This window comes from Kitasatospora sp. NPDC054768 (assembly GCF_053612025.1).
Genome location: NZ_JBSHBN010000028.1, coordinates 15833 through 36617 on the forward strand (window position 1 = coordinate 15833; position 20785 = coordinate 36617).

Genomic DNA, 20785 nt, shown 5'->3' on the forward strand with positions numbered 1-20785 from the left:
ACCTCCAGAAGGAGAAGAACCATGTCCCGCCTCCCCGGCCGCCTCGCCGGCGCCGTGCTCACCGCCGCCCTGGTCGTGACCGCCGCCGCCCCGGCCCACGCCGCCGTCCCCGCTCCCACCGTTCCCGCCCCTGCCGCGCCCGCCGCGCCCGCCGCTCCCGCCGCTCCCGCCGCTCCCACCGCTCCCGCCCTGGTGTCCGGTACCGACGTCTTCGCCGACGACTTCGAAACCGGCACCGTCTCCGCCTGGACCCGCCAGCGCGTCGACGGCAACGGCAGCATCACCGTGGCCGCCGCCCCCGCCGGCGGCAGCGGCCTGGCCGCCCGCTTCGCCGTGCCGAACGACGGCGTCTCCTACCGCTCCGAGGTCGCCGTCAACTCCCTCGGCTGGGGCAGCTACCGCTTCGCCCTCGCCGACTACCTGCCCGCCGACTGGGTGCGGACCCCCACCGAGACGATCGTGGCCCAGTGGCACGGCTACCCGCTCGCGGACGGCAGCGACACCAAGCCGCCGATCGCCCTGACCGTCAAGGACGGCAGCTGGCGGCTCAAGGTGCACTGGCTGTCCGACCCCAGCACCGTCCAGGAGGCGGTGATCCCGCTCGGCGACGTGCAGTTCGGCCACTGGAACCAGTGGGCCTTCGACATCACCTGGTCCACCGACACCACCCCCGGCGCCGTCACCGTGTTCCGGGACGGCGCGCAGGTCGGCGCGTACAGCGGCCTCAACAACTACCACCAGAACCAGTCGCCGTACTTCAAGACCGGCATCTACCGGGCCAACTGGAACCCGGCCAAGAACATCCCCTACCCGACCGGCGGCCCCGACGTGGTGGCCTGGAGCGACAGCGTCGTCGTGACCAGGTACTGACCCGCGCGCACGGACCCCGGACCCCGAGAACCGAAGAGGTAGCACCACCATGAGCGACGCAGCCCGTCACCGCGGCCTGCCCCGAAGAGGCTTCCTCGGCCTGAGCGCCGGAGCGGCCCTGCTGGCGGCGGGCTGCCGCTCGGCCACCGAGGACGCCGCCGGCGGGGCCGCGGCCTCCGCCACCGCCTCCGCGCCGGACCTCCAGATCGTCTACGGCGCCGCCCCCGACCCCACCCAGCTGCTCCACCGCGGCCCGGACACCCCGGTGTTCGTCAACCTGGTGCTGGACCGGCTGGTCGACCTCGACCCGCAGACGCTGCAACCCGTGCCCTGGCTCGCCACCTCCTGGGAGTGGAGCGCCGACCGCACCCGGCTGGTGCTCAAGCTGCGCGAGGACGTCACCTTCCACGACGGCCGCCCGCTCGACCCGGACGACGTCGTCTTCTCGCTCACCGGCGCCGCCAAGTCCTCGCAGGTCAAGCCGCTGCTGGAACGGCTCGCCGACATCAGGGCGAGCGCCCGCAACGAGGTCACGCTCACCCTCGCCAGGCCCACCAGCAACCTGTTCGACGCGCTCGCCTTCAACCCCGTGGTGGACGCCCGCAGTTACGTCGACGGCAAGGCCGCCGAGAAGGTCAACGGCACCGGGCCCTTCACCTGGCAGTCGTTCAAGGGCGGCAACCAGCTCGACCTGGCCCGCTACGACCACTACTGGCAGAGCGGGCGGCCCCGCTTCGAGCGGATCACCGTCCGGTCGGTGACCAGCACCCAGGCCGCGCTGTCCGCCCTCCAGTCGGGACAGTCCCACCTGATCGGCGCGGTGCCCGGACGCGACCTCAAGGTGCTGGGCGGGAACCCGGGCTTCGCCGTGCAGTCCGCCAAGTCCTCCTACCAGCAGGCGTTCCTCGGCGTGAACACCACCAGCAGGCCCTTCGACGACCGCCGGGTGCGCCAGGCCCTGCAGTACGCGGTGGACCGCGAGCGCATCGTCGCCCAGGTGTACGGCGGCCACGCCGAGGCGAGCAGCCTGCCCTGGCCGTCCAACACCCCCGGCGTGACCCCCGACCAGGTCACCCGCTACCCGCACGACCCGGAGAAGGCCCGCGGGCTGCTCCGGGAGGCCGGTGCGGAAGGCACGCGGGTGCCGCTCACCGCCGCCAACTCGCCGGTGTTCGCCTCCCTCGTGGAACTGGTCAAGTACGACCTGGAGCAGGCCGGCTTCGGCGTCGACGTCCAGCTGCTCGACAACGCCGCGCTCCAGCCGAAGATCCAACAGGGCACGCTGGAAGGACTGTTCATCGCCAACCACGGCATGGTCAGCGTCTCCCCGCTGAGCGGGATCACCGTCTCCGGCCCGCTCCAGGTCGGCCGGAACACCTCGCACGTCACCGACCCCGCCTACGCCGAACTCCAGTCCCGCGCCTTCGCCGCCGCCGACGAACAGGCCCGGGCCGACGTCAACCACGAACTGTCCGAGTACCTGCTCGCCGAGTCCTTCCACATCACCCTCGCGCACGCCTGGGAGACCTACGCCTTCGCCTCCTCGGTCCACGGCGTGGCCACCAGCGCGCTCGGCTACCTGCGGCTCGACGACACCCGCCGCACCGCCTGACGCGCCGCAACGCGACCGCCGTCCCAGGGCGACCCCCACCGTCCTGGGACGGCGGCCCCCGCCCGCCCGACCACCCGGAGTACCCCCGTGCCCTACTGGACCAGAAAGGCGGCCGGCGCGCTGGCCACGCTCTGGCTCGCCTCCGTCGCCGTCTTCCTGCTGCTCCGCCTCGCCCCCGGCGACCCGGTGTCCGCCGCGCTCGGCGCCGAGGCCGACCAGGAGCAGCGCGACCGGCTCGCCGACAGCCTCGGCGTGGACCGGCCGATGCCCGTCCAGTACCTGGGCTGGCTGCACGGGCTGCTCACCGGCGATCCCGGCAGCTCCTTCCACTACCGGGAACCGGTCACCCGCCTGATCGGCCAGAGCGTCGGCAGCACCGTTCAGCTCGCGCTCGCCGCCGGCCTGCTGATGCTGGTCCTCGGCCTGCTGCTGGGCGTCGCCCTGGCCTCCGAGCGGCGCGGCCGGCTCGCCCGGGTGCTCGACCCGCCGGCCACCGCCCTGCTGGCGCTGCCGGTGTACGTCACCGCCGTGCTGTTCGTCTTCGTCTTCGCGGTGCTGCTGCGCCTGCTGCCCGCCGGCGGCGAGCGGGACCTGTTCGCCGCTCCGGACCTCGCCGTCCAGTACCTCGCCCTGCCCGCGGTGGCGCTCGCGCTGCCGGGCTCGGCGGTGCTGGCCCGGCTGCTCGCCACCGAGCTGCGCCGCACCCGCCAGGAGGAGTTCGTGCTGACCGCCGTCGCCAAGGGGGCCTCGCCCCGGCGGGTCCTGGCCCGCCATGTGGTGCCCAACAGCCTGGCGCCGTTCTTCGTCGAGTTCGGCCTGCACCTGGGTGAGCTGCTCGGCGGCGCGGTGGTCGCCGAACAGCTCTTCGCCCGGCACGGCCTCGGCCAGCTGCTGCTGGACGCCATCAACCAGCGGGACTACCCGGTCGCCCAGACCCTGATCATGCTCGCCGTCGCCGTCGCCGTGCTCGTCCAGCTCGGCTCGGAGCTGCTCGTCGGCCGGCTCGACCCGCGGATCGCCCGCGCCGGCACCGGGGAGGACCGGTGACCGCGACGACCACCCCCGCTGCGCGCCGCCGGCGGTTCGCCCCGCCCGCGCTCCCGGCCGCGCTGCGCACCCGGCGCGGCCGCACCGGCGCGCTGCTCGTCCTCCTGGTGGTGCTGCTGGGGCTGCTCGGCCCGCTGCTGGCCGCGGACCCCTACCGGCAGGGCCCGGACGCCCTGGCCGGACCGTCGGCGGCCCACCTGCTGGGCACCGACGAGGTCGGGCGCGACCTGCTCGCCCGGGCCCTGGCCGGGATCCGCACCGAGCTGCTGGTCTGCCTGCTGGCCGTCCCGGCGGCCGCCGTGCTCGGCACCGCGCTGGGCCTGCTCGGCGGGCTGAACCGGCTGCTGGGCGAGGCCGTCCAGCGGCTGTTCGACCTGCTGCTCGGCCTGCACGGCGTCCTGCTCGGACTCGCGCTCGCCCTGCTGGTGCACCCGGGACTGGGCACCGTGGTGGCCACCATCGTGCTCAGCGCGCTGCCCTCCTTCGGCCGCCAGGCTCGGGCCGCGCTGCTCGCCCAGCTGGCCCGCGACCACGTGGTGGCGGCCCGGGTGCTCGGCGTGCCGCGCGGCCGGATCCTGCGCCGCCACGTGCTGCCGAACGTCGTCGACGCCACCACCGCGCTGCTGGCCGTGGCGATGGCGCACGCCGTCAAGACCGAGGGCGGACTGAGCGTGCTGGGCCTCGGCATCCAGCCGCCCGCCCCCTCGCTCGGCACGATGATCAACACCGGCTCCAAGTACCTCTTCCTCCACCCGGGTTACGCCCTGGCGCCGGTCCTCCTGCTCGGCCTGCTGGTGTTCGGCCTGACCCTGCTCGCCGACTCGTTCAACCGGGAGAGACTGCGGTGACCACGACCGATCCGGTGACCACGACCGATGCGGTGACGACGACCGATGCGGTGACGACGACCGATGCGGTGACCGCCGCCGCGGTGCCGGGCCCGCCGCTGCTGGAGGTGCGCGGCCTGCGCGTCACGGCGGGCGGCGGCGAGGCGGTGCGCGGGGTGGACTTCACCGTGCGGCCGGGCGAGATCCTCGGCCTGGTCGGCGAGTCCGGCTCGGGCAAGACCCTCACCGCGCTGGCCGTCAACCGGATGCTGCCGCCGGGCTGCCGCACCACCGGCGGCACCGTCCGGTTCGACGGCACCGACCTGCTCGCCCTGCCCGAACCCGCCGTGCGCGCGGTGCGAGGCCGACGCATCGGCATGGTCTTCCAGGACCCGCTGGCCCACCTCAACCCCCGGATGCCGGTCGGCCGCCAGCTCGCCGAGGCGGCCCTGGTGCACGGCGCGAGCCGCCGGGCCGCCCGCGACCGGGCGCTCGAACTCCTCGACCTGGTCGGCATCGCCGAGCCCGCGCGCCGCTACCGCGACCGGCCGCACGAGTTCTCCGGCGGCATGCGCCAGCGCGTGCTGATCGCCATGGCGATGGCCAACCGCCCGGAGCTGCTGATCGCCGACGAGCCGACCACGGCGCTCGACCCGAGCACCCGGGTGGAGATCCTGGACCTGCTGGTCCGGCTTCGCGACGAGACCGGCACGGCCGTCCTGCTGATCACCCACGACCTCGGCGTGGTGGCCCGCAGCTGTGACACCGTCCAGGTGATGTACGCCGGACGGATCGTCGAACGGGCGCCCACCGCACACCTGTTGGCCGCACCCCGGCACCGGTACACCGCCGGGCTGCTGGCCGGCGTGCCCCGGCTGGACGGTCCGCCCGGTGCACCGCTCGCCGTCATCGGCGGCCGCCCGCCGGCGGCCGGCCGGGCACCGGCCGGCTGCGCCTTCGCCCCGCGCTGCGCGGCCGCCGACGACCGCTGCACGGCCTCGGCGCCGCAGTGGACCGGCGCGGCCGATTCCGGCTTCGCCTGCCATCTCCCGGTGTCCCAGGCCGTGGTGACGGAGCGTCAGGACAGCGGGCCGCGACGGTCGGAGCGGGCCGCCGAGCCCGTCCTGGTCGCCGACGGCCTCACCGTCCGCTACGGCCGCCGCCGACCGCCCGCCCTGGAGGGCGTGAGCCTGAGCGCCGCGCCCGGCCGGGCGGTCGGGGTGATCGGCGAGTCCGGCTCCGGGAAGTCCACCCTGGCCCGCGCGCTGCTCGGGCTGGTGCGCCCGCAGGCAGGGACGGTGCGGGTGAACGGCCGGTCCTGGGCCGGGGTCGACCGCGCCGAGGAACGCGAGCTGCGCCGCCGGGTGCAGTTGGTCTTCCAGGACCCGTACGCCTCGCTCAGCCCCCGGATGACGGTGCGCGAGGCGCTGGCCGAACCGCAGGCCGCCCACGGGCTGCGGGACCGCGACCCGCGCGGGCTGTGCGAGCTGGTCGGCCTGCCGGAGGCGGTGCTCGACGCCCGGCCGCACCGGCTCTCCGGAGGCCAGCGCCAGCGGGTCGCGATCGCGCGGGCCCTGGCCGTCGGCCCGCAGGTGCTGGTCGCCGACGAGCCGACCTCCGCGCTGGACGTCTCGGTCCAGGCGCAGATCCTCAACCTCTTCGCCGAACTGCGCGAACACCACGGCGTCGGGCTGGTGTTCATCTCGCACGACCTCGCGCTGGTCCGGCACCTGTGCGACGACGTGCTGGTGCTTCGGCACGGCCGGGTGGTCGAACAGGCCCCCGCCGCCGAGCTGTTCGCCGCCCCCGCCCACCCGTACACCCGGGAGCTGCTGGCCGCCGCCGGCGCCCCCGGCCCGACCCGCCCATGACCGGACTCTGGAGCCCCATGCCTGCCGTGCCCCCTTCGCGTCGCCAACTCCTGCTCGGCACCGGTGCGGTGGCCGCGCTCTCGGTGCTCGGACCGGCCGGGACCGCCGTGGCGGCGCCGCCGCACGGGCCGCCGACCCGGCCGTCGAACGGACCGGACGTGACCGAACTCGGCCCCGGGAACAGCGACTTCCCACTGATGAGCGCGACGCTGATCGGCGACACCCTGTGGATCGGTTCGCGCAACCTCGCCCCGGCCCGGGTGATCGGCCACCACCTGCCGACCGGCCGGGTCACCGCCACCGTCGAGCTGCCCACCGGCAACTTCGTCCAGGGCTCGGCCGCCCGGGACGGCGTGCTCCACCTCGGTGTCACCGACGCCCCGGGCGCGGCCAACCTCTACCGCTACGACGGCACACTGACCGCGCTCGGCAACGTCCCCGGCGCCGACGTCCGCGACGTGGCCGTCGCACCGGACGGGACGGTCTACGCGACCGGACGACAGAAGGGCCGGGCCGCCGGTCCCGGCCTCTATGCCTGGAGCCCGGCCACCGGAGCCGTCACCGAGGTCGCCTCCCCGGCGCCGGGTGCCACCCAGGGCCGCGCCGTGGCCGCCACCGCGACCCACGCCTACCTCGGCGTGGGCAGCAACCTCGCCGGCGGCGGCGGAGCGACCCGGGCGAGCCTGTACGCCGTCGAGCGGGCCACCGGCGCCGTCACCGACATCACCCCGCCCGACCTGCGCGGCGACACGATCATCCGCCGGATCACCGTCCTCGGCGACGACCTGCTGGCCGTCTCCACCGAGGGCGCGCCCGCCCACGTCGCGCTCCTCGACCCGGCCGGCCACCGGGTGCTGCGCTCCTTCGCCGTCCCCGGCACCAAGAGCGTCACCAACTTCCAGCGCCGCGGGGACACCCTCTGGTTCACCTCGACCGAGCACGGCGTGCTGTGGCGCCACGACCTCGCCACCGGCGCCCTCGACCAGCTCGCGGTGCCCGTGCCGGACGGCAACTCCTGGGGCCTCGGCCGGCTCGGCGACACCCTGGCGGGCGTCACCGAGGGCGGTACTGTCTGGACCCTGGACCTCGGCACCGGGACCGTCACCACCCGGGACCTGGTCGAGGCCGGCGCGCCCGCGGCCCCCCAGCTCGGCATGTCGGTGGCGGCCCGCGCCGGGCGGGTCTACGTCGGCGGAAACGGCTCGATCGCCCTGCACGACCTGGCCGCCGGCACCGTCCACAAGCTCCCGGTGCCGGGCGAGGCCAAGGACACCCTGGTCCTCGACGACGGCACCCTCTACCTGGGCGTCTACTCCTCGCAGGGCATCTGGCGCTACCGGCCGGGCGTCGACCGGGCACCGGTCGAGGAGGCAGCGCTGCCCCAGGAGCAGAACCGGCCCCAGGTGATCCGCCGGGACCCCGACAGCGGCCTGCTGCTGCTCGGCGTCCAGGCCGACACCACCGGCGGCGGCTCCTTCGTCACCTACCGCCCGGGCAGCGGCCGGCCCACCGTGCACACCGACCCGCTGGGCCCCGAGCAGATGGTGCGCGCCGTGGCCGCCGGGCGCGGACAGGCCTTCCTCGGGGGCGACAACGCCCGGCCCACCGGACCGCGCGGCGACCTGGCCGGCTGGGACCCGGTGGCCGGCCGCGAACTGTGGCGCACCGCGACCGACCTGGGCGCGGGCGTCAGCAGCCTGGCCGTGCACGGGCACACCCTGTACGGGCTCACCGTGAACGGCCGGGCGTTCACCGTCGACCTGCGGGGCTCCGGGAGGCGCGGGTTCACCCCCGTGATCGGGCGGCGCGCCGACCTGGGGGCGGTGTCCGGCGCCAACCCGCGGCTGCTGGCCCTCGGCGGGGCCCTGTACGGGGTCAGCGAGCGCAGCCTGTTCCGGCTGGACCGCGACACGCTGGCCGCGACCGTGCTGGTCGAGCTGGAGGCCGAGTGGTACAGCGGCGCCCGGCTGGCCGCGGACGAGGACGGGGTGCTCTACACGCTGCGCGGGCGCGAACTGATCGCCGTCCGGCCGTAAACGGCGGGGGAGGGGCCGGCCCGGGCGGGCCGGCCCTTCGCGTCAGTGCGCGGCGTGCGGGTCCCCGGCGGCCTGCGGCTCCCCGGCGACCGGCAGGTCCCCGGCGGCCCGCGGGACGAAGCGCGCGAACGGGTCGGCGACCTCCGCGCAGTGCTCGGACAGCAGGGCCCGGAAGCGGTCGAGCAGTGCCGCGTGCCGGGCGTCGACCGCGAGGTTGACCAGTTCGCCGGGGTCGGCCGCGAGGTCGAAGAGCTGCTCCCGATGGTCGCCCCAGGCGTAGCACACGTACTTGTGTCGCCCGGCGCGGACCATCCGGCCCAGGGCGTTGTTGAAGCCGGGGATCTCCCAGCGGGTCTCGACCACCACGCTGTCGTGCGGCCGCGGGGCGCGGACGCTGCGGCCGGGCAGCCCGTCGGGCCCCTCGATGCCGGCCAGGTCGCAGAGCGTCGGGATGAGGTCCAGCCCGGCCGCGACCAGCCGTTCGTCGACGGCGCCGGCGGCCACCCCGGGCGCGGAGACCACCAGGGGCACCCGCACGCACTCCTCGTACAGGGCCCACTTCTGGTTCCAGCGGTGGGCGCCCGCGCCGTCGCCGTGGTCGGAGCTGAACACCACCACGGTCCCGCGGTCCGTGCCGCGCTCCGCCAGGGCCTCCAGCAGCAGTCCGATGTGCCGGTCCACCCGCTCCACCAGGGCGTAGTAGGCGTGCCGGTAGCGGCGCCAGTCGTCCTCCCGCCACTCGGCGGTCGGGTGGGTGTGCGGCTGGGCCAGCCGGGCCAGCCGGGGCAGTGCCGGATCGTACGGCCCGACCGGGAAGTTGGCGGGCAGCGGCGGGAGTCGCGGGACGGGCGGCGCGGGCGGGAGCGGACCGGTGCGCGGGTCCTGGCCGCGGGCCCACTCGCAGATGCCGTGCGGCTCCAGGAAGGAGGCGACCAGCAGGAACGGCCGCTCGCGCGGTGCGCGGACGAACTCCGCGGCCGCGCGGGCGAGTCCGGCGTCGTCCCCGCCCGCCGGGTGGATCCGGCGAAAGCCCCGGTCCGCGGGCAGGTCGAGCTCGGGCAGGTGCCACTTGCCGCCGTAGCCGCAGTCGTACCCGGCCTCGGTGAACAGCCGTCCGAGCAGCGGGTCCTCGGGGCCGCCGGTGTTGCCGGTCACGCCGACCGTGCTGGGCAGGCGGCCGGTCATCAGACTGGCCCGGGAGGGGGTGCAGAGCGGCTGGGCGCAGTAGGCGTTGGGGTAGCGGGTGCCGGCGGCGGCCAGCGCGTCCATCGCGGGGGTGCGCAGGTACGGGTTCCCGGCGGCGCTCATCGCGTCGGCGGTCTGCTGGTCGGTCAGGATCAGCACCACGTCCGGGCCGCTCCGGTTCAGGGGGTCGGGCACGGGTCAGGCCATCCGTTCGTAGGTGTGCGGGTCCAGCGCCCGGCGCAGCGGCGCCCCGCGCAGCCAGCGCTCGAACTCCTCGACGACCAGATCGCCGAGGCGGCGGCGCTCAAGCCCGCGGCTGCCCGCCAGGTGCGGGGTGACGACGACGTTGGGCAGGGTGAACAGGGGTGAGCCGGGCAGCGGCGGCTCGGGATCGGTGACGTCCAGCACGGCGAAGAGGTCCGGGCGTTCGGCGAGGACGGCCAGCAGCGCGGGCTCGTCCAGGACGGCTCCGCGCGAGGTGTTGACCAGGGTGGCGCCGGGCTTCATCGAGGTCAGCAGCCGCCGGCCGACCAGGCCCCGGGTCCCGGGCAGCAGCGGAGTGTGCACGCTCACCACGTCGGCGGTGGCGAAGAGCTCCTCCGGGCCGACGGCCCGGACCCCGGGCGGCGGCGCCGGGGCGTACGGATCGTGCGCGAGGACCTCGACGTCGTAGCCGCGCAGCATCTCGCAGACCAGCCGCCCGGTCGCGCCGAGCGACAGGACGCCGACGGTGGAGCCGTACGCGCCCGGGGTGCGGGCGGCCGGGACGGCGGCGCGGGCGGCCCGGGCGGCGAGGACGTGGCGCCAGCCGCCCTTGAGGGCGTAGACGATCTGGGCCACGGTGAACTCGGCGACCGGGACGGCGTTGGCGTGCGCGGCGGTGACGATCGGGATGCCCGCCGCCCAGAACGCCTCGCCGGCGATCCGGCGCACCGAGCCGGCGGCGTAGAGCACCAGTCGCAGGCGGGGGAGCCGGGCCAGGGCGGCGGCGTCCAGGACGGGGCCGCCCCAGCCGGTGAACAGCACCTCGACGTCGCGCAGCGCCTGCGGTGCGGCGGCCAGCCGTTCGGCGCTCCACACCCCGTCGGGCGAGGCCGGGTCGGCCAGCACCTCGGCCCGGGCGGCGACCCGGGCGCGCGCCCGGGGGCCGTACACGTCCGGGAAGCGCTCCGGGTCCATCGCGAAGGCGGCGGTGGGCATCCGGTTCTCCTCGGGTCGCTGACGCACAAGGAGTTTCTATCACAGTGAGAAATAGTGAGGGGGTTCGTGCCCCGACGCGATCTGCCGGCCTCAGCGGGTGATGAAGGTCGCCCCGTCCGCGAGCCGCACCGCCGCCGAGGCCGCGCCGACCAGCTCGGTGGTGGTGCTGTGCACGACCACCAGGCGCGGCAGCACCGGCACCCGCCCCTGGAGCCGGCTCTCGATCGCCGCCGGGAGCTCGCCCCCGCTCTCCCAGAACAGCCGCCCGCCCAGGGCGATCAGCTCCGGCGCCAGCACCGCGCTCAGGTTGGCCACCACCAGCGCCAGGTCGTCGGTGAGTTCGCCGATCAGCCGGACCGCCGCCGGATCGCCCTCGCGGCCCAGCCGGAACAGGCCCGCCACCCGCTCCGCCGGGGTGCCGGACACCGTCAGGCCGGCCTCGGTGATCCGCCGGTCCACCGCGTGGTCGCCGATCCTCGCCTGGGTGTCGCCGGTCCGTCCGAGCGGCCGGTCCAGCGCCGTGTGGCCGGACATCAGATGGCCCAGCGCCCCGGCCGCGCCCAGCCGGCCGCGGTGCAGCCGGCCGTCCAGCACGATCCCGGCGCCGACCTCGATGCCCACCACGACGGCCGCCAGGTCGCCCACGCCGGACGCGGCCGGCGACTGCCGCACCGCCAGCGCGACCAGGTTGACGTTGCTCTCGACCGCCACCGGGACGCCGTAGCGCTCCTGGAGCAGCACGCCCAGCCGCAGCCCGGGCCAGTCCAGGGCGGGCGCGAACTCCACCAGCCCGGTGCGGTCCCGGACCACCCCGGGCACGCCCACGACGAGGGCGCGGGGCGCCCCCGCGTGCCGCCCGGCCCAGTCCCGCAGGCCGTCCACCAGCGCGAGCAGGGGGCCGGTCAGGTCGCCGGCCGCGATCTCCCGCGGGCGGTCCGGGCCGGGGAACGCCCAGTGGTGCTCGGCCTCGTGCAGCACCGTGCCGTCCAGGGCGGCCACCACGCCGACGATCCGGCGCGGGCGCATCGCGATCGCCAGCACGGTCTGCGCGCGGGCGTTGTACCGGATCAGCTGCGGCGGCCGGCCCCCGCTGGACGGCGCCCGTTCCGTCTCCACCTCCACCAGCCCCTCGGCGCGCAGCACCTCGACCAGCCGGTGCACGGTCGCGGTGCTCAGCCCGCTCTCGGCGGCCAGCCGCTGCCGGGACAGCGTGCCGTGCCGCCGCAGCACCTCCAGCAGGACGGTCTGGTTCACCTGGGCGACGGTCTGCGTCGTGGCGGTGGCGGGGGTACGGCTCGGGGGCATCGCGGGCTCCTCGGCCCGGGTCGGGCCCGGGCGGTCAGGACTTTGTCTCAGCTTGAATATATCCTTGGCCCGGCCGTCCGGGGCCGCCCGACAAGCCATGGAGCCGCCATGCCGCTCGCCTACTCCACGCTCGGCGTCCCCGGGCTCCCGCTGGCCGAGGCCGCCCGACTCGGCGCCGACCACGGCTGGGACGGGCTCGAACTGCGCTGCGCCGAGGGCGAGTCGGTCCACCCGGCGATGACCCCCGGGGAGCGCCGCGCCGCCGCCCGCACCCTCCGCGCGCATGGCCTGACCCCCCTCGCGCTCGCCTCCTACGTCGGCGTCGCCGCCCCCGGACCGGACGCCCCGGTGACCGACGCGCTCCGCTCCCACCTGCGGCTCGCCGCCGACCTGGGCGCGGGCGCCGTGCGGGTCTTCCCGCGCGGCGGCGACGGTCCGCGGGCCGAGGCCGACGACCGGGGCGCCCGGCGGCTCGCGGCGGTCGCGCGGGAGGCCCGGGCGCTGGGCGTCCGGGTGCTCGTCGAGACCCACGACTCCCACCGGGGCGGACGGGCGGTGGCCGGGCTGCTGGCCCGGGTCGCCCACCCGGCCGTGGGCGCCCTGTGGGACCTGATGCACACCCACCTCGCGGGCGAGACGCCGGCCGAGACCCGCGCCGCGCTCGCCCCGTACCCCGGCCACGTGCAGGTCAAGGACATCGCCGGCCCGCACGACCGCACCCCGCTCCCGCTGGGCGCCGGCGTCCTGCCGATCACCGACTGCCTGCGCCTGCTGCCGCCCGGCGCCTGGGTCTGCTGGGAGTACGAGGCGCCCTGGCACCCGGCGGCCGCCCCGCTGCCCCCGCTGCTCGCGTCCGGCGCGGCCTTCCTCGCGGCAACGGTCGAAGGAGTGTCGGGGCCGGGAGCTGTGCCTGACGGGGCGTGACCGGTGCGAAGCGGTCCGGGCGTTGCCGTTCGGTGACACGGAATGCTCCATTCCGTCGACTGTTCGCACTAGTTTCGAATTGCACCCGGCGCCCGCCCTCCGGCCCACACAGGAGGGACGACCCGTACCGGCTGCTCCTCACCCGTACTGCGCTCAGGAGAACCCGCATGCCCCTCTCGACGATCCGCCGCGCGACCGCCACCCGTACGCTGGCCGGAACCGTCCTGGCCGCGGCCCTGCTGGTTCCCGCCGCGACGGCTTGCTCTCCCACCTCGGACACCCAGGGCTCGGCCGCACCGGCCACCACCGCGCCCGCCGCCACCGCACCGGCCACCACCCCCGCCGCCACGGCACCGGCCACGACGCCCGCCACGCACGGCGCCACCGCCCCGACCGCCGCCCCCACCGGGCGCGCCGCGACGACGCCGGCCGCGCCGCCCAAGACGGCCCCGGGCGTGCGCACCGAGACCCTGGTGGACGGCAGCACGGCCGAGATCAAGGACCTCGGCAACATGCACTACGTCGCCAGGATCCTCAACAAGGGTCAGGTCCTCGCCACCATGGAGACGAAGGAGCACGACGACGGACTCGACGCCAACGGCATGTTCGTCATGCTCTCGCTGGACGGCCGGATCCACTCCTGGATGGGCGGGAGCCACCAGGGACCGGGCACCTTCAAGCTGGCGGGCGGCTGGACGGCCAAGGTCACCAAGCTCGGCGAGCTCCGGTACCGGGCGGAGATCCTCGGCAACGACAACGCCGTGTACGGCACGCTGGAGACGGACCAGCACGACGTCGGCGTCGACGCCAACGGCATCTCCATCGTGCTCTCCGCCGGCGGTGAGATCAGCGCCCACGCGTGAGTGTGTGCCGGCGGCGGGTTGGTGGCGCGGGGGAGCCGGTGCATAGGGTGGGGCCGATGTGTCGCCGTACCCGTGGGAGAATCCGATGAATCCGACCCCTGTTGCCGACGGCCTTCTCCCGGTCGGGGTGATCGGGCTCGGTGACATCGCGCAGAAGGCGTATCTGCCGGTGCTCACCGCGCTGCCCGGGCTGGACGTCCGGCTGATGACCCGGGACGCGGCGAAGCTGGACAGGATCGGTGAGGCCCACCGGATCGCCCCCGAGCACCGCTTCACCGACCTCGGCGCCCTGATCGGCAGCGGGATCCGGGCGGCGTTCGTGCATGCCGCGACCAGTCAGCACGTGCCGATCGTCGAGCAACTGCTCACCGCCGGGGTGGACGTCTACGTCGACAAGCCGCTCGACCAGACCCTGGACGGCGCCCGCCGGCTGGTCGACCTCGCCGACCGCACCGGCCGCTCGCTGATGGTCGGCTTCAACCGCCGCCACGCGCCCGGCTACGTCCAGGCCAAGGAGCGCCCGCGCGATCTGATCGTGCTGCAGAAGAACCGTGAGGGCCTGGCCGAGGCGGCACGCCCGCTGGTGTTCGACGACTTCATCCACGTGGTGGACACCCTGCGCTTCCTGGCCCCCGGCGAGATCGAGCACGTGGACGTCCGCTCGCGGGTCCGCGACGGCCTGGTCGAGCACGTCGTCCTCACCCTGGCCGGCGACGGTTTCACCGCCCTGGGCATCATGAACCGGGTCTCCGGCTCCACCGAGGAGGTGCTGGAGGTCTCCGGCGGTGACTCCAAGCGCGAGGTGCGCAACCTGGCCGAGGTGATCGACCACCGCGGCCAGCCGACCGTCCGCCGCCGCGGCGACTGGGTGCCGGTGGCCCGTCAGCGCGGCATCGAGCAGTGCGTGCTCGCCTTCCTGGCGGCCGTCCGCGCCGGACACACCCTGGACGCCCATGACGCGCTGCGCACCCACGAGCTGTGCGAGCTGGTCGTGGAGCGGATCGGGGCTTCCTGGGAGTCGGCTGGGAGCGGGCTGTGAGGATTCTGGGCTGACCCGGCGTCACGTCATCTCCGGGGAGCCGACAGTTCACCGGCAGGGTCTTGTCGGGGCATTTTCTACGCGCGTATCTTGAGGGGCGCCGCGGGGGGCGGGTGCCCGTCCCCCGCTTCTTCTCTACGCGAGTAGCGCGCGCTCGAAGCGCGCCTCCGCCCGGACCGCCGTGCCACGCCAGTGCCGCACGACGGAGCTAGGAGTCCAGCCCCGGTGACCACCGCCCCCGCACCCCGCCCCCGCAGAGCCCTGCTGCGTGCCGCCATGATCCCGGCCTCGCTGGCCGCCTCGCTGGTGCTCGTCCCGTTGCCGGTGGCCAACGCCGCCGCGCCCGCGACCCCCGCCCCGACCGAGGTCGGCCCGCTGCGGATCCACGACATCCAGGGCGGCACCCGGATATCCCCGCAGACCGGCAAGCCCGTCACCGGCGTGCCCGGCATCGTCACCGGCGTGCGCGCGTACGGCAGTTCCAAGGGCTTCTGGCTCCAGGACCCGAACCCGGACGCCGACCCGGCCACCAGCGAGGGCGTCTTCGTCTTCACCGGCGGCAACCCGACCGTGAAGGTCGGCGACTCGGTGCTGGTCAGCGGCAAGGTCACCGAGTACTACCCGAACTTCGGCGGCGGCTCGCAGTCCCTCACCGAGATCTCCGCCCCGGGCGTCACCGTCCTGTCGGCCGGCAACCCGCTGCCCGCCCCGGTGGTCGTCGACACCCGCAACATCCCCGGCACCTACGCCCCGCCGGCCGGTGCGGACGGTTCCGTCGACGGCGTGGCGCTCAACCCGGCGAAGTACACCCTGGACTTCTACGAGTCCCTGGAGGGCATGCTCGTCCAGGTCAAGGACGTCCGGGTGATCCAGGCGACCGACAAGTACAACGAGCTGTGGGTCGCCGCCGACCGCCAGGACCAGCGCAGCAAGCGCGGCGGCGTCCTGTACGAGTCCTACCGCGAGCCCAACGTCGGCCGCCTGATGATCCAGCAGCAGGCCGCGGTCACCCAGCAGCCCTTCCCGGTCGCCAACGTCGGCGACGAGCTGACCGGCACCACCACCGGCCCGCTGGACTACAACAACTTCGGCGGCTACACCCTGGTCGCCGGCACCATGGGCACGCTGAAGGACAACCACCTCCAGCGCGAGGTCACCGCCCAGGCGACCGACCGCGAGCTCACCCTCGCCACCTACAACGTGGAGAACCTGGCCCCGGGCAACCCGGACGCCAAGTTCGCCGAGCTGGCCCAGGGCGTCGTCACCAACCTGCGCTCGCCCGACATCGTCGCCCTGGAGGAGATCCAGGACAACAACGGCGCCAAGAACGACGGCACGGTGGACGCGAGCCAGACCGTGGCCAAGTTCATCGCCGCGATCAAGGCGGCCGGCGGCCCGGCCTACGACTGGCGCTCGGTCGACCCGCAGGACGGCAAGGACGGCGGCGAGCCCGGCGGCAACATCCGCCAGGTGTTCCTGTTCAACCCGCAGCGGGTGTCCTTCACCGACATCCCCGGCGGCGCCGCCACCTCCGCCGTCGGCGTGACCGGCACCGGCGCGAGCACCGCGCTGACCGCCTCGCCCGGCCGGATCGAGCCGAACGACGAGGCCTGGACCAACAGCCGCAAGCCGCTGGTCGGCCAGTTCTCCTTCCGCGGCAAGAAGGTCTTCGTCATCGCCAACCACTTCAACAGCAAGGGCGGCGACCAGGGCATCGACAGCCGCTTCCAGCAGCCGGTCCGCAGCTCCGAGGTGCAGCGGATCAAGCAGGCCACCGTGGAACAGGCCTTCGTCGCCCAGCTGCTGGCCGCCGACAAGGAGGCCAAGGTCGTCTCCCTCGGCGACTTCAACGACTACCAGTTCTCGCCCGCGCTCGGCGCGCTCACCAAGGACGGCGTGCTGCGCGACCTGGTGAACGAGCTGCCGGAGACCGAGCAGTACTCGTACGTCTACCAGGGCAACTCGCAGGTGCTGGACCACATCCTGGTCAGCCCCGAGGTCGGCTACGCCAAGTACGACGTGGTGCACATCAACGCCGAGTTCGCCCAGCAGGCCAGCGACCACGACCCGCAGGTGGTCCGCATCAAGCCGTAGGGCCGCATCAAGCCGTAGGGCGACACGGAGCCGTAGGGCCGCATGGAGCCGTAGAGCCCCGTCGAGCCGTGGGACCTCGGCAATCCGGGGGACCCCGGCGCGGTTATCCTGCCTCCGCCGCCGGTGATCACCGGCGGCGGAGGCGGCGTCGTGCGACGGGGAGACCATGGACTACCGGATCGAGCGGATCGGGCGCGCGGACTGGCAGCGCCTGCGGAAGGTGCGGCTGGCCCAACTCCTCGACACGCCCCTGGCCTTCGGCGAGACCCACGAGGACGCGAGCCGCCACGGTGAGGGCGAGTGGATGGCCCGGTGCGGCTGGGTCAACGAGCCCGACCGCCTCGGCCTGGTCGCGGTGGACGCCGCGGGGGAGTGGGTCGCCACCATGCTGTCCGTCCCGAACCGGAGCCAACCGGGCGCGCTCGACCTGATCGGCGTCTGGGTGGCCCCGGCGCACCGCGGCCGGGGCCGCGGCGTCGCCGACGCCCTGCTGGACGCGGTGCTCGCCTGGGCGCGGGTCCGGGGCGCCGGGCGGATGCTGCTCGGGGTGCACGAGGCGAACCCCCGCGCCGCCGCCTTCTACCTGCGGCGCGGGTTCGCCTACACGGGACAGGAGACGCCGTACGTGCTGGACGCCTCGGCGCGGATCCTGGAGATGGCCCTCCCGCTCGACCGGGCGGGAGCGGACCGGCCCGGGTAGGGCGCGGCCCGGGTACGGCTCAGCCCAGGTACTGGGCCAGCGCCTCGCCGGTCGGCGTGGAGCGGGCGGCGACCAGGTCGGCCGGGGTGCCCTCGAAGACCACCCGTCCGCCGTCGTGGCCGGCCCCCGGACCGAGGTCGATGATCCAGTCGGCGTGCGCCATCACCGCCGGGTGGTGCTCGATCACGATCACCGACTTGCCGGACTCGACCAGCCGGTCCAGCAGCCCGAGCAACTGCTCGACGTCGGCCAGGTGCAGCCCGGTGGTCGGCTCGTCCAGCACGTAGACGCCGCCCTTGTCCGCCATGTGGGTGGCCAGCTTGAGCCGCTGCCGCTCGCCGCCGGACAGCGTGGTGAGCGGCTGGCCCAGGCTGACGTAGCCGAGCCCGACGTCGGCGAGCCGCTCCAGGACGCGGTGCGCGGCCGGGAGCTTCGCCTCGCCCGAGCCGAAGAACTCCTCCGCCTCCGTCACCGACATCGCCAGCACCTCGGCGATGTCCCGCCCGCCCAGGCGGTACTCCAGCACCGCCGGCTGGTACCGCTTGCCCTCGCAGTCCTCGCAGGTGGTGGCCACCCCGGCCATCATCGCCAGGTCGGTGAAGACCACCCCGGCGCCGTTGCAGGTCGGGCAGGCGCCCTCGGAGTTGGCGCTGAACAGGGCCGGCTTCACACCGTTGGCCTTGGCGAAGGCCTTGCGGACCGGTTCGAGCAGACCGGTGTAGGTGGCCGGGTTGCTGCGCCGGGAGCCCTTGATCGCCCCCTGGTCGACGGAGACCACGCCCTCCTCGCGCGGGATCGAGCCGTGGATCAGCGAGCTCTTGCCGGAGCCCGCCACCCCGGTCACCACCGTGAGCACCCCGAGCGGGACGTCCACGTCCACGTCCCGCAGGTTGTGGGTGCCCGCGCCGCGGATCTCCAGCTTCCCGGTGGGCTTGCGGACGTCCTCCCGCAGCGCCGTCCGGTCGGACAGGTGACGGCCGGTCACCGTGCCACTGGTGCGCAGCCCCGGCACGTCGCCCTCGTAGCAGACCGTGCCGCCGGCCGTGCCCGCCCCGGGGCCGAGGTCGACCACGTGGTCGGCGATCGCGATGGTCTGCGGCTTGTGCTCCACCACCAGCACCGTGTTGCCCTTGTCCCGCAGGCGCAGCAGCAGCTGGTTCATCCGGTCGATGTCGTGCGGGTGCAGGCCGGTGGTGGGCTCGTCGAAGACGTAGGTGGTGTCGGTGAGCGAGGAACCGAGGTGGCGGACCATCTTGACCCGCTGGGCCTCGCCGCCGGAGAGGGTGCCGGAGGGGCGGTCGAGCGAGAGGTAGCCGAGGCCGATCTCCACGAAGGAGTCCAGGGCCTGCCGGAGCGTGCCGAGCAGCGGCGCCACCGAGGGCTCGTCGAGGTCGCGGACCCAGGCGGCGAGGTCGCTGATCTGCATCGCGCAGGCGTCGGCGATGCTGATCCCGGCGATCCGGGAGGAGCGGGCGGCCGCGCTGAGCCGGGTGCCCTCGCAGTCCGGGCAGGCGGTGAAGGTGACGGCCCGCTCCACGAAGGCCCGGATGTGCGGCTGCAGCGCGTCCTTGTCCTTGGACAGCATCGACTTCTGGATCTTGGGGATCAGACCCTCGTAGGTGAGGTTGACGCCGTTGACCTTGACCTTGGTCGGCTCCCGGTACAGGAAGTCCCGCATCTCCTGCTCGGTGAACTCGCGGATCGGCTTGTCCGGGTCGAGGAAGCCCGAGTTGGCGTAGACGCCGACCGTCCACCAGCTGTCGGTCTTCCAGCCGGGGATGGTGAACGCGCCCCCGGAGATCGACTTGCCGTCGTCGTACAGCTGGGTGAGGTCGATGTCCGAGACGGTGCCGCGGCCCTCGCAGCGCGGGCACATGCCGCCGGTGATGCTGAAACTGCGCTGCTCCTTGACGGTCTTGCCGGCGCGCTCGACGGTGACGGCGCCGGCGCCGCTGATCGAGGGCACGTTGAAGGAGAAGGCCTTGGGGGAGCCGATGTGCGGGGTGCCGAGGCGGCTGAAGAGGATGCGCAGCATCGCGTTGGCGTCGGTGGCGGTGCCGACGGTGGAGCGCGGGTCGGCGCCCATCCGCTGCTGGTCGACGATGATCGCGGTGGTCAGGCCTTCGAGGACGTCCACCTCGGGGCGGGCCAGGGTGGGCATGAAGCCCTGGACGAAGGCGCTGTACGTCTCGTTGATCAGCCGCTGGGACTCGGCGGCGACGGTGTCGAAGACCAGCGAGCTCTTGCCGGAGCCGGACACCCCGGTGAACACCGTCAGACGGCGCTTGGGGATGTCGACGCTGACGTCCTTGAGGTTGTTCTCCCGTGCGCCGTGCACGCGGATCAGGTCATGGCTGTCGGCGAGGTGCGGCTGCGCATCCGTCCGCTTGGGCATCGTTCTCTTCGCTCCCTGGCTCTCGGCGGTCTGTGGAGGGGCCTGCTGGGCGGGCCCGCCCAGCGGCCGCCGTCGGTGTGCTCGAACCGTTCGATCCAACCATCGATCCGGCCGGGATCGAACGGGTTTCGGGTGCGGTCGACGAGGGGCGGGGCGGCCCCGGTGCCCGTGGGCCCGGCTCAGCCCAGTTCGTTGAAGCGGACCATGTTGCCCGCCGGGTCGCGGAACGCGCAGTCGCGGACGCCGTACGGCTGCTTGGTCGGCTCCTGGACCAGCTCGGCGCCGCCCGACTTCAGCCGGTCGTAGACGCCGTCCAGGTCGCGGGTGCCCAGGACGACCCGGGCGTAGGTGCCCTTGGCCATCATCTCGGTGATGGTCCGCTGCTCCTCCTCGGTGCGGCCCGGGTCGGCGGACGCCGGCTCCAGCACCAGGGAGACGTCGGGCTGGCCGGCGGGGCCGACGGTGATCCAGCGCATCGGGCCGCCGCCGACGTCGCTGCGCACCTCGAAGCCCAGCAGATCGCGGTAGAAGGCGAGGGAGGCCTCGGGGTCGGTGTGGGGGAGGAAGGTCCAGTGAATGGTGATGTCGCTCATGACCGCAACGCTAGGCGCGCACCCCGGCCGGGCGCTTCTCGAATCCTGATCGGTCCGGGCGGCTGCGAATCTCGTCGGGTAGAGCGGCCGTGCCGGCCGCGGCCCCCGGGGGAGGGGCTGCGGCCGGCACGGCCGGAACGGGTCCTGAACGGGTCCTGCCCAGGTCCTAGCAGTCGGGGATGGTGGTGCCGTTGTTGTCCTTGGCCACGTCGTTGCCCCATCGG

The 20785-nt window shown here is 74.5% G+C and carries 16 protein-coding genes; 11 read left to right on the forward strand and 5 right to left on the reverse strand.

Features of this window, described 5'->3' with window-relative positions:
• Positions 1–21: 21 nt before the first annotated feature.
• The 6 genes from ACWGKU_RS11450 to ACWGKU_RS11475 all read left to right on the forward strand — a co-directional run bounded on the left by ACWGKU_RS11450 (position 22) and on the right by ACWGKU_RS11475 (position 8263).
• Positions 22–870: a polysaccharide lyase gene (locus ACWGKU_RS11450; protein ID WP_452179803.1), complete on the forward strand. Its 849-nt coding sequence runs from the start codon at positions 22–24 to the stop codon at positions 868–870.
• A 49-nt stretch (positions 871–919) separates the two neighbouring features.
• Entirely contained in the window at positions 920–2482 is a 1563-nt protein-coding gene (locus tag ACWGKU_RS11455; RefSeq protein WP_452179802.1) for an ABC transporter substrate-binding protein, read from the forward strand.
• Between the two features lie 87 nt (positions 2483–2569).
• Positions 2570–3529: an ABC transporter permease gene (locus tag ACWGKU_RS11460; protein WP_452179801.1), complete on the forward strand. Its 960-nt coding sequence runs from the start codon at positions 2570–2572 to the stop codon at positions 3527–3529.
• Positions 3526–4377: an ABC transporter permease gene (locus tag ACWGKU_RS11465; RefSeq protein WP_401053123.1), complete on the forward strand. Its 852-nt coding sequence runs from the start codon at positions 3526–3528 to the stop codon at positions 4375–4377. The genes ACWGKU_RS11460 and ACWGKU_RS11465 overlap by 4 nt, the downstream gene beginning before the upstream one ends.
• On the forward strand, positions 4374–6227 hold the full coding sequence (locus tag ACWGKU_RS11470; RefSeq protein ID WP_452179800.1) for a dipeptide ABC transporter ATP-binding protein: 1854 nt from the start codon (positions 4374–4376) through the stop codon (positions 6225–6227). The genes ACWGKU_RS11465 and ACWGKU_RS11470 overlap by 4 nt, the downstream gene beginning before the upstream one ends.
• Before the next feature lie 26 nt (positions 6228–6253).
• The gene (locus ACWGKU_RS11475) at positions 6254–8263 is read left to right on the forward strand and encodes a hypothetical protein (protein WP_452179799.1); all 2010 of its coding nucleotides are present in this window, start codon (positions 6254–6256) and stop codon (positions 8261–8263) included.
• Positions 8264–8305: 42 nt separating this feature from the next.
• On the opposite strand, the gene ACWGKU_RS11480 is transcribed toward ACWGKU_RS11475, so the two are convergent.
• The 3 genes from ACWGKU_RS11480 to ACWGKU_RS11490 form a co-directional block, all read right to left on the reverse strand.
• Complete coding sequence (locus tag ACWGKU_RS11480) at positions 8306–9643, reverse strand: sulfatase family protein (protein WP_452179798.1); 1338 nt, start codon at positions 9641–9643, stop codon at positions 8306–8308.
• 3 nt (positions 9644–9646) lie between these two features.
• A complete protein-coding gene (locus tag ACWGKU_RS11485; protein WP_452179797.1) occupies positions 9647–10648 on the reverse strand; it encodes a hydroxyacid dehydrogenase in 1002 nt (333 codons plus the stop codon).
• Between the two features lie 90 nt (positions 10649–10738).
• Positions 10739–11953: an ROK family protein gene (locus ACWGKU_RS11490; protein WP_452179796.1), complete on the reverse strand. Its 1215-nt coding sequence runs from the start codon at positions 11951–11953 to the stop codon at positions 10739–10741.
• Between the two features lie 108 nt (positions 11954–12061).
• Between ACWGKU_RS11490 and ACWGKU_RS11495 the strand changes: the two genes are divergently transcribed.
• The 5 genes from ACWGKU_RS11495 (at position 12062) to ACWGKU_RS11515 (ending at position 17573) form a co-directional block, all read left to right on the forward strand.
• Entirely contained in the window at positions 12062–12877 is an 816-nt protein-coding gene (locus ACWGKU_RS11495; protein WP_452179795.1) for a sugar phosphate isomerase/epimerase family protein, read from the forward strand.
• Positions 12878–13044: 167 nt separating this feature from the next.
• Positions 13045–13740, forward strand: a complete 696-nt coding sequence (locus ACWGKU_RS11500) for a hypothetical protein (RefSeq protein WP_452179794.1) — start codon at positions 13045–13047, stop codon at positions 13738–13740.
• Positions 13741–13825: 85 nt separating this feature from the next.
• Complete coding sequence (locus ACWGKU_RS11505; protein WP_401051513.1) at positions 13826–14779, forward strand: Gfo/Idh/MocA family protein; 954 nt, start codon at positions 13826–13828, stop codon at positions 14777–14779.
• A 276-nt stretch (positions 14780–15055) separates the two neighbouring features.
• Positions 15056–16873: an endonuclease/exonuclease/phosphatase family protein gene (locus ACWGKU_RS11510; protein ID WP_452179810.1), complete on the forward strand. Its 1818-nt coding sequence runs from the start codon at positions 15056–15058 to the stop codon at positions 16871–16873.
• Between the two features lie 166 nt (positions 16874–17039).
• Entirely contained in the window at positions 17040–17573 is a 534-nt protein-coding gene (locus ACWGKU_RS11515; protein ID WP_452179793.1) for a GNAT family N-acetyltransferase, read from the forward strand.
• A gap of 19 nt (positions 17574–17592) precedes the next feature.
• Here the strand turns inward: ACWGKU_RS11515 and ACWGKU_RS11520 are convergent, their stop codons facing one another.
• Together ACWGKU_RS11520 and ACWGKU_RS11525 are read right to left on the reverse strand one after the other, a co-directional pair.
• The gene (locus ACWGKU_RS11520; protein WP_452179792.1) at positions 17593–19968 is read right to left on the reverse strand and encodes an ATP-binding cassette domain-containing protein; all 2376 of its coding nucleotides are present in this window, start codon (positions 19966–19968) and stop codon (positions 17593–17595) included.
• Positions 19969–20147: 179 nt separating this feature from the next.
• Positions 20148–20561, reverse strand: coding sequence for a VOC family protein (locus ACWGKU_RS11525; RefSeq protein ID WP_380352930.1), 414 nt, complete (start codon positions 20559–20561; stop codon positions 20148–20150).
• Positions 20562–20785 lie beyond the last annotated feature (224 nt).

What these genes read in the sequence shown, in the direction of transcription:
- ACWGKU_RS11525 (WP_380352930.1), bottom strand. Translation starts at nt 20,561, where the DNA reads ATGAGCGACATCACCATTCACTGGACCTTCCTCCCCCACACCGACCCC.
- ACWGKU_RS11450 (WP_452179803.1), top strand. Translation starts at nt 22, where the DNA reads ATGTCCCGCCTCCCCGGCCGCCTCGCCGGCGCCGTGCTCACCGCCGCC.
- ACWGKU_RS11520 (WP_452179792.1), bottom strand. Translation starts at nt 19,968, where the DNA reads ATGCCCAAGCGGACGGATGCGCAGCCGCACCTCGCCGACAGCCATGAC.
- ACWGKU_RS11455 (WP_452179802.1), top strand. Translation starts at nt 920, where the DNA reads ATGAGCGACGCAGCCCGTCACCGCGGCCTGCCCCGAAGAGGCTTCCTC.
- ACWGKU_RS11515 (WP_452179793.1), top strand. Translation starts at nt 17,040, where the DNA reads ATGGACTACCGGATCGAGCGGATCGGGCGCGCGGACTGGCAGCGCCTG.
- ACWGKU_RS11495 (WP_452179795.1), top strand. Translation starts at nt 12,062, where the DNA reads ATGCCGCTCGCCTACTCCACGCTCGGCGTCCCCGGGCTCCCGCTGGCC.
- ACWGKU_RS11510 (WP_452179810.1), top strand. Translation starts at nt 15,056, where the DNA reads ATGATCCCGGCCTCGCTGGCCGCCTCGCTGGTGCTCGTCCCGTTGCCG.
- ACWGKU_RS11505 (WP_401051513.1), top strand. Translation starts at nt 13,826, where the DNA reads ATGAATCCGACCCCTGTTGCCGACGGCCTTCTCCCGGTCGGGGTGATC.
- ACWGKU_RS11490 (WP_452179796.1), bottom strand. Translation starts at nt 11,953, where the DNA reads ATGCCCCCGAGCCGTACCCCCGCCACCGCCACGACGCAGACCGTCGCC.
- ACWGKU_RS11485 (WP_452179797.1), bottom strand. Translation starts at nt 10,648, where the DNA reads ATGCCCACCGCCGCCTTCGCGATGGACCCGGAGCGCTTCCCGGACGTG.
- ACWGKU_RS11500 (WP_452179794.1), top strand. Translation starts at nt 13,045, where the DNA reads ATGCCCCTCTCGACGATCCGCCGCGCGACCGCCACCCGTACGCTGGCC.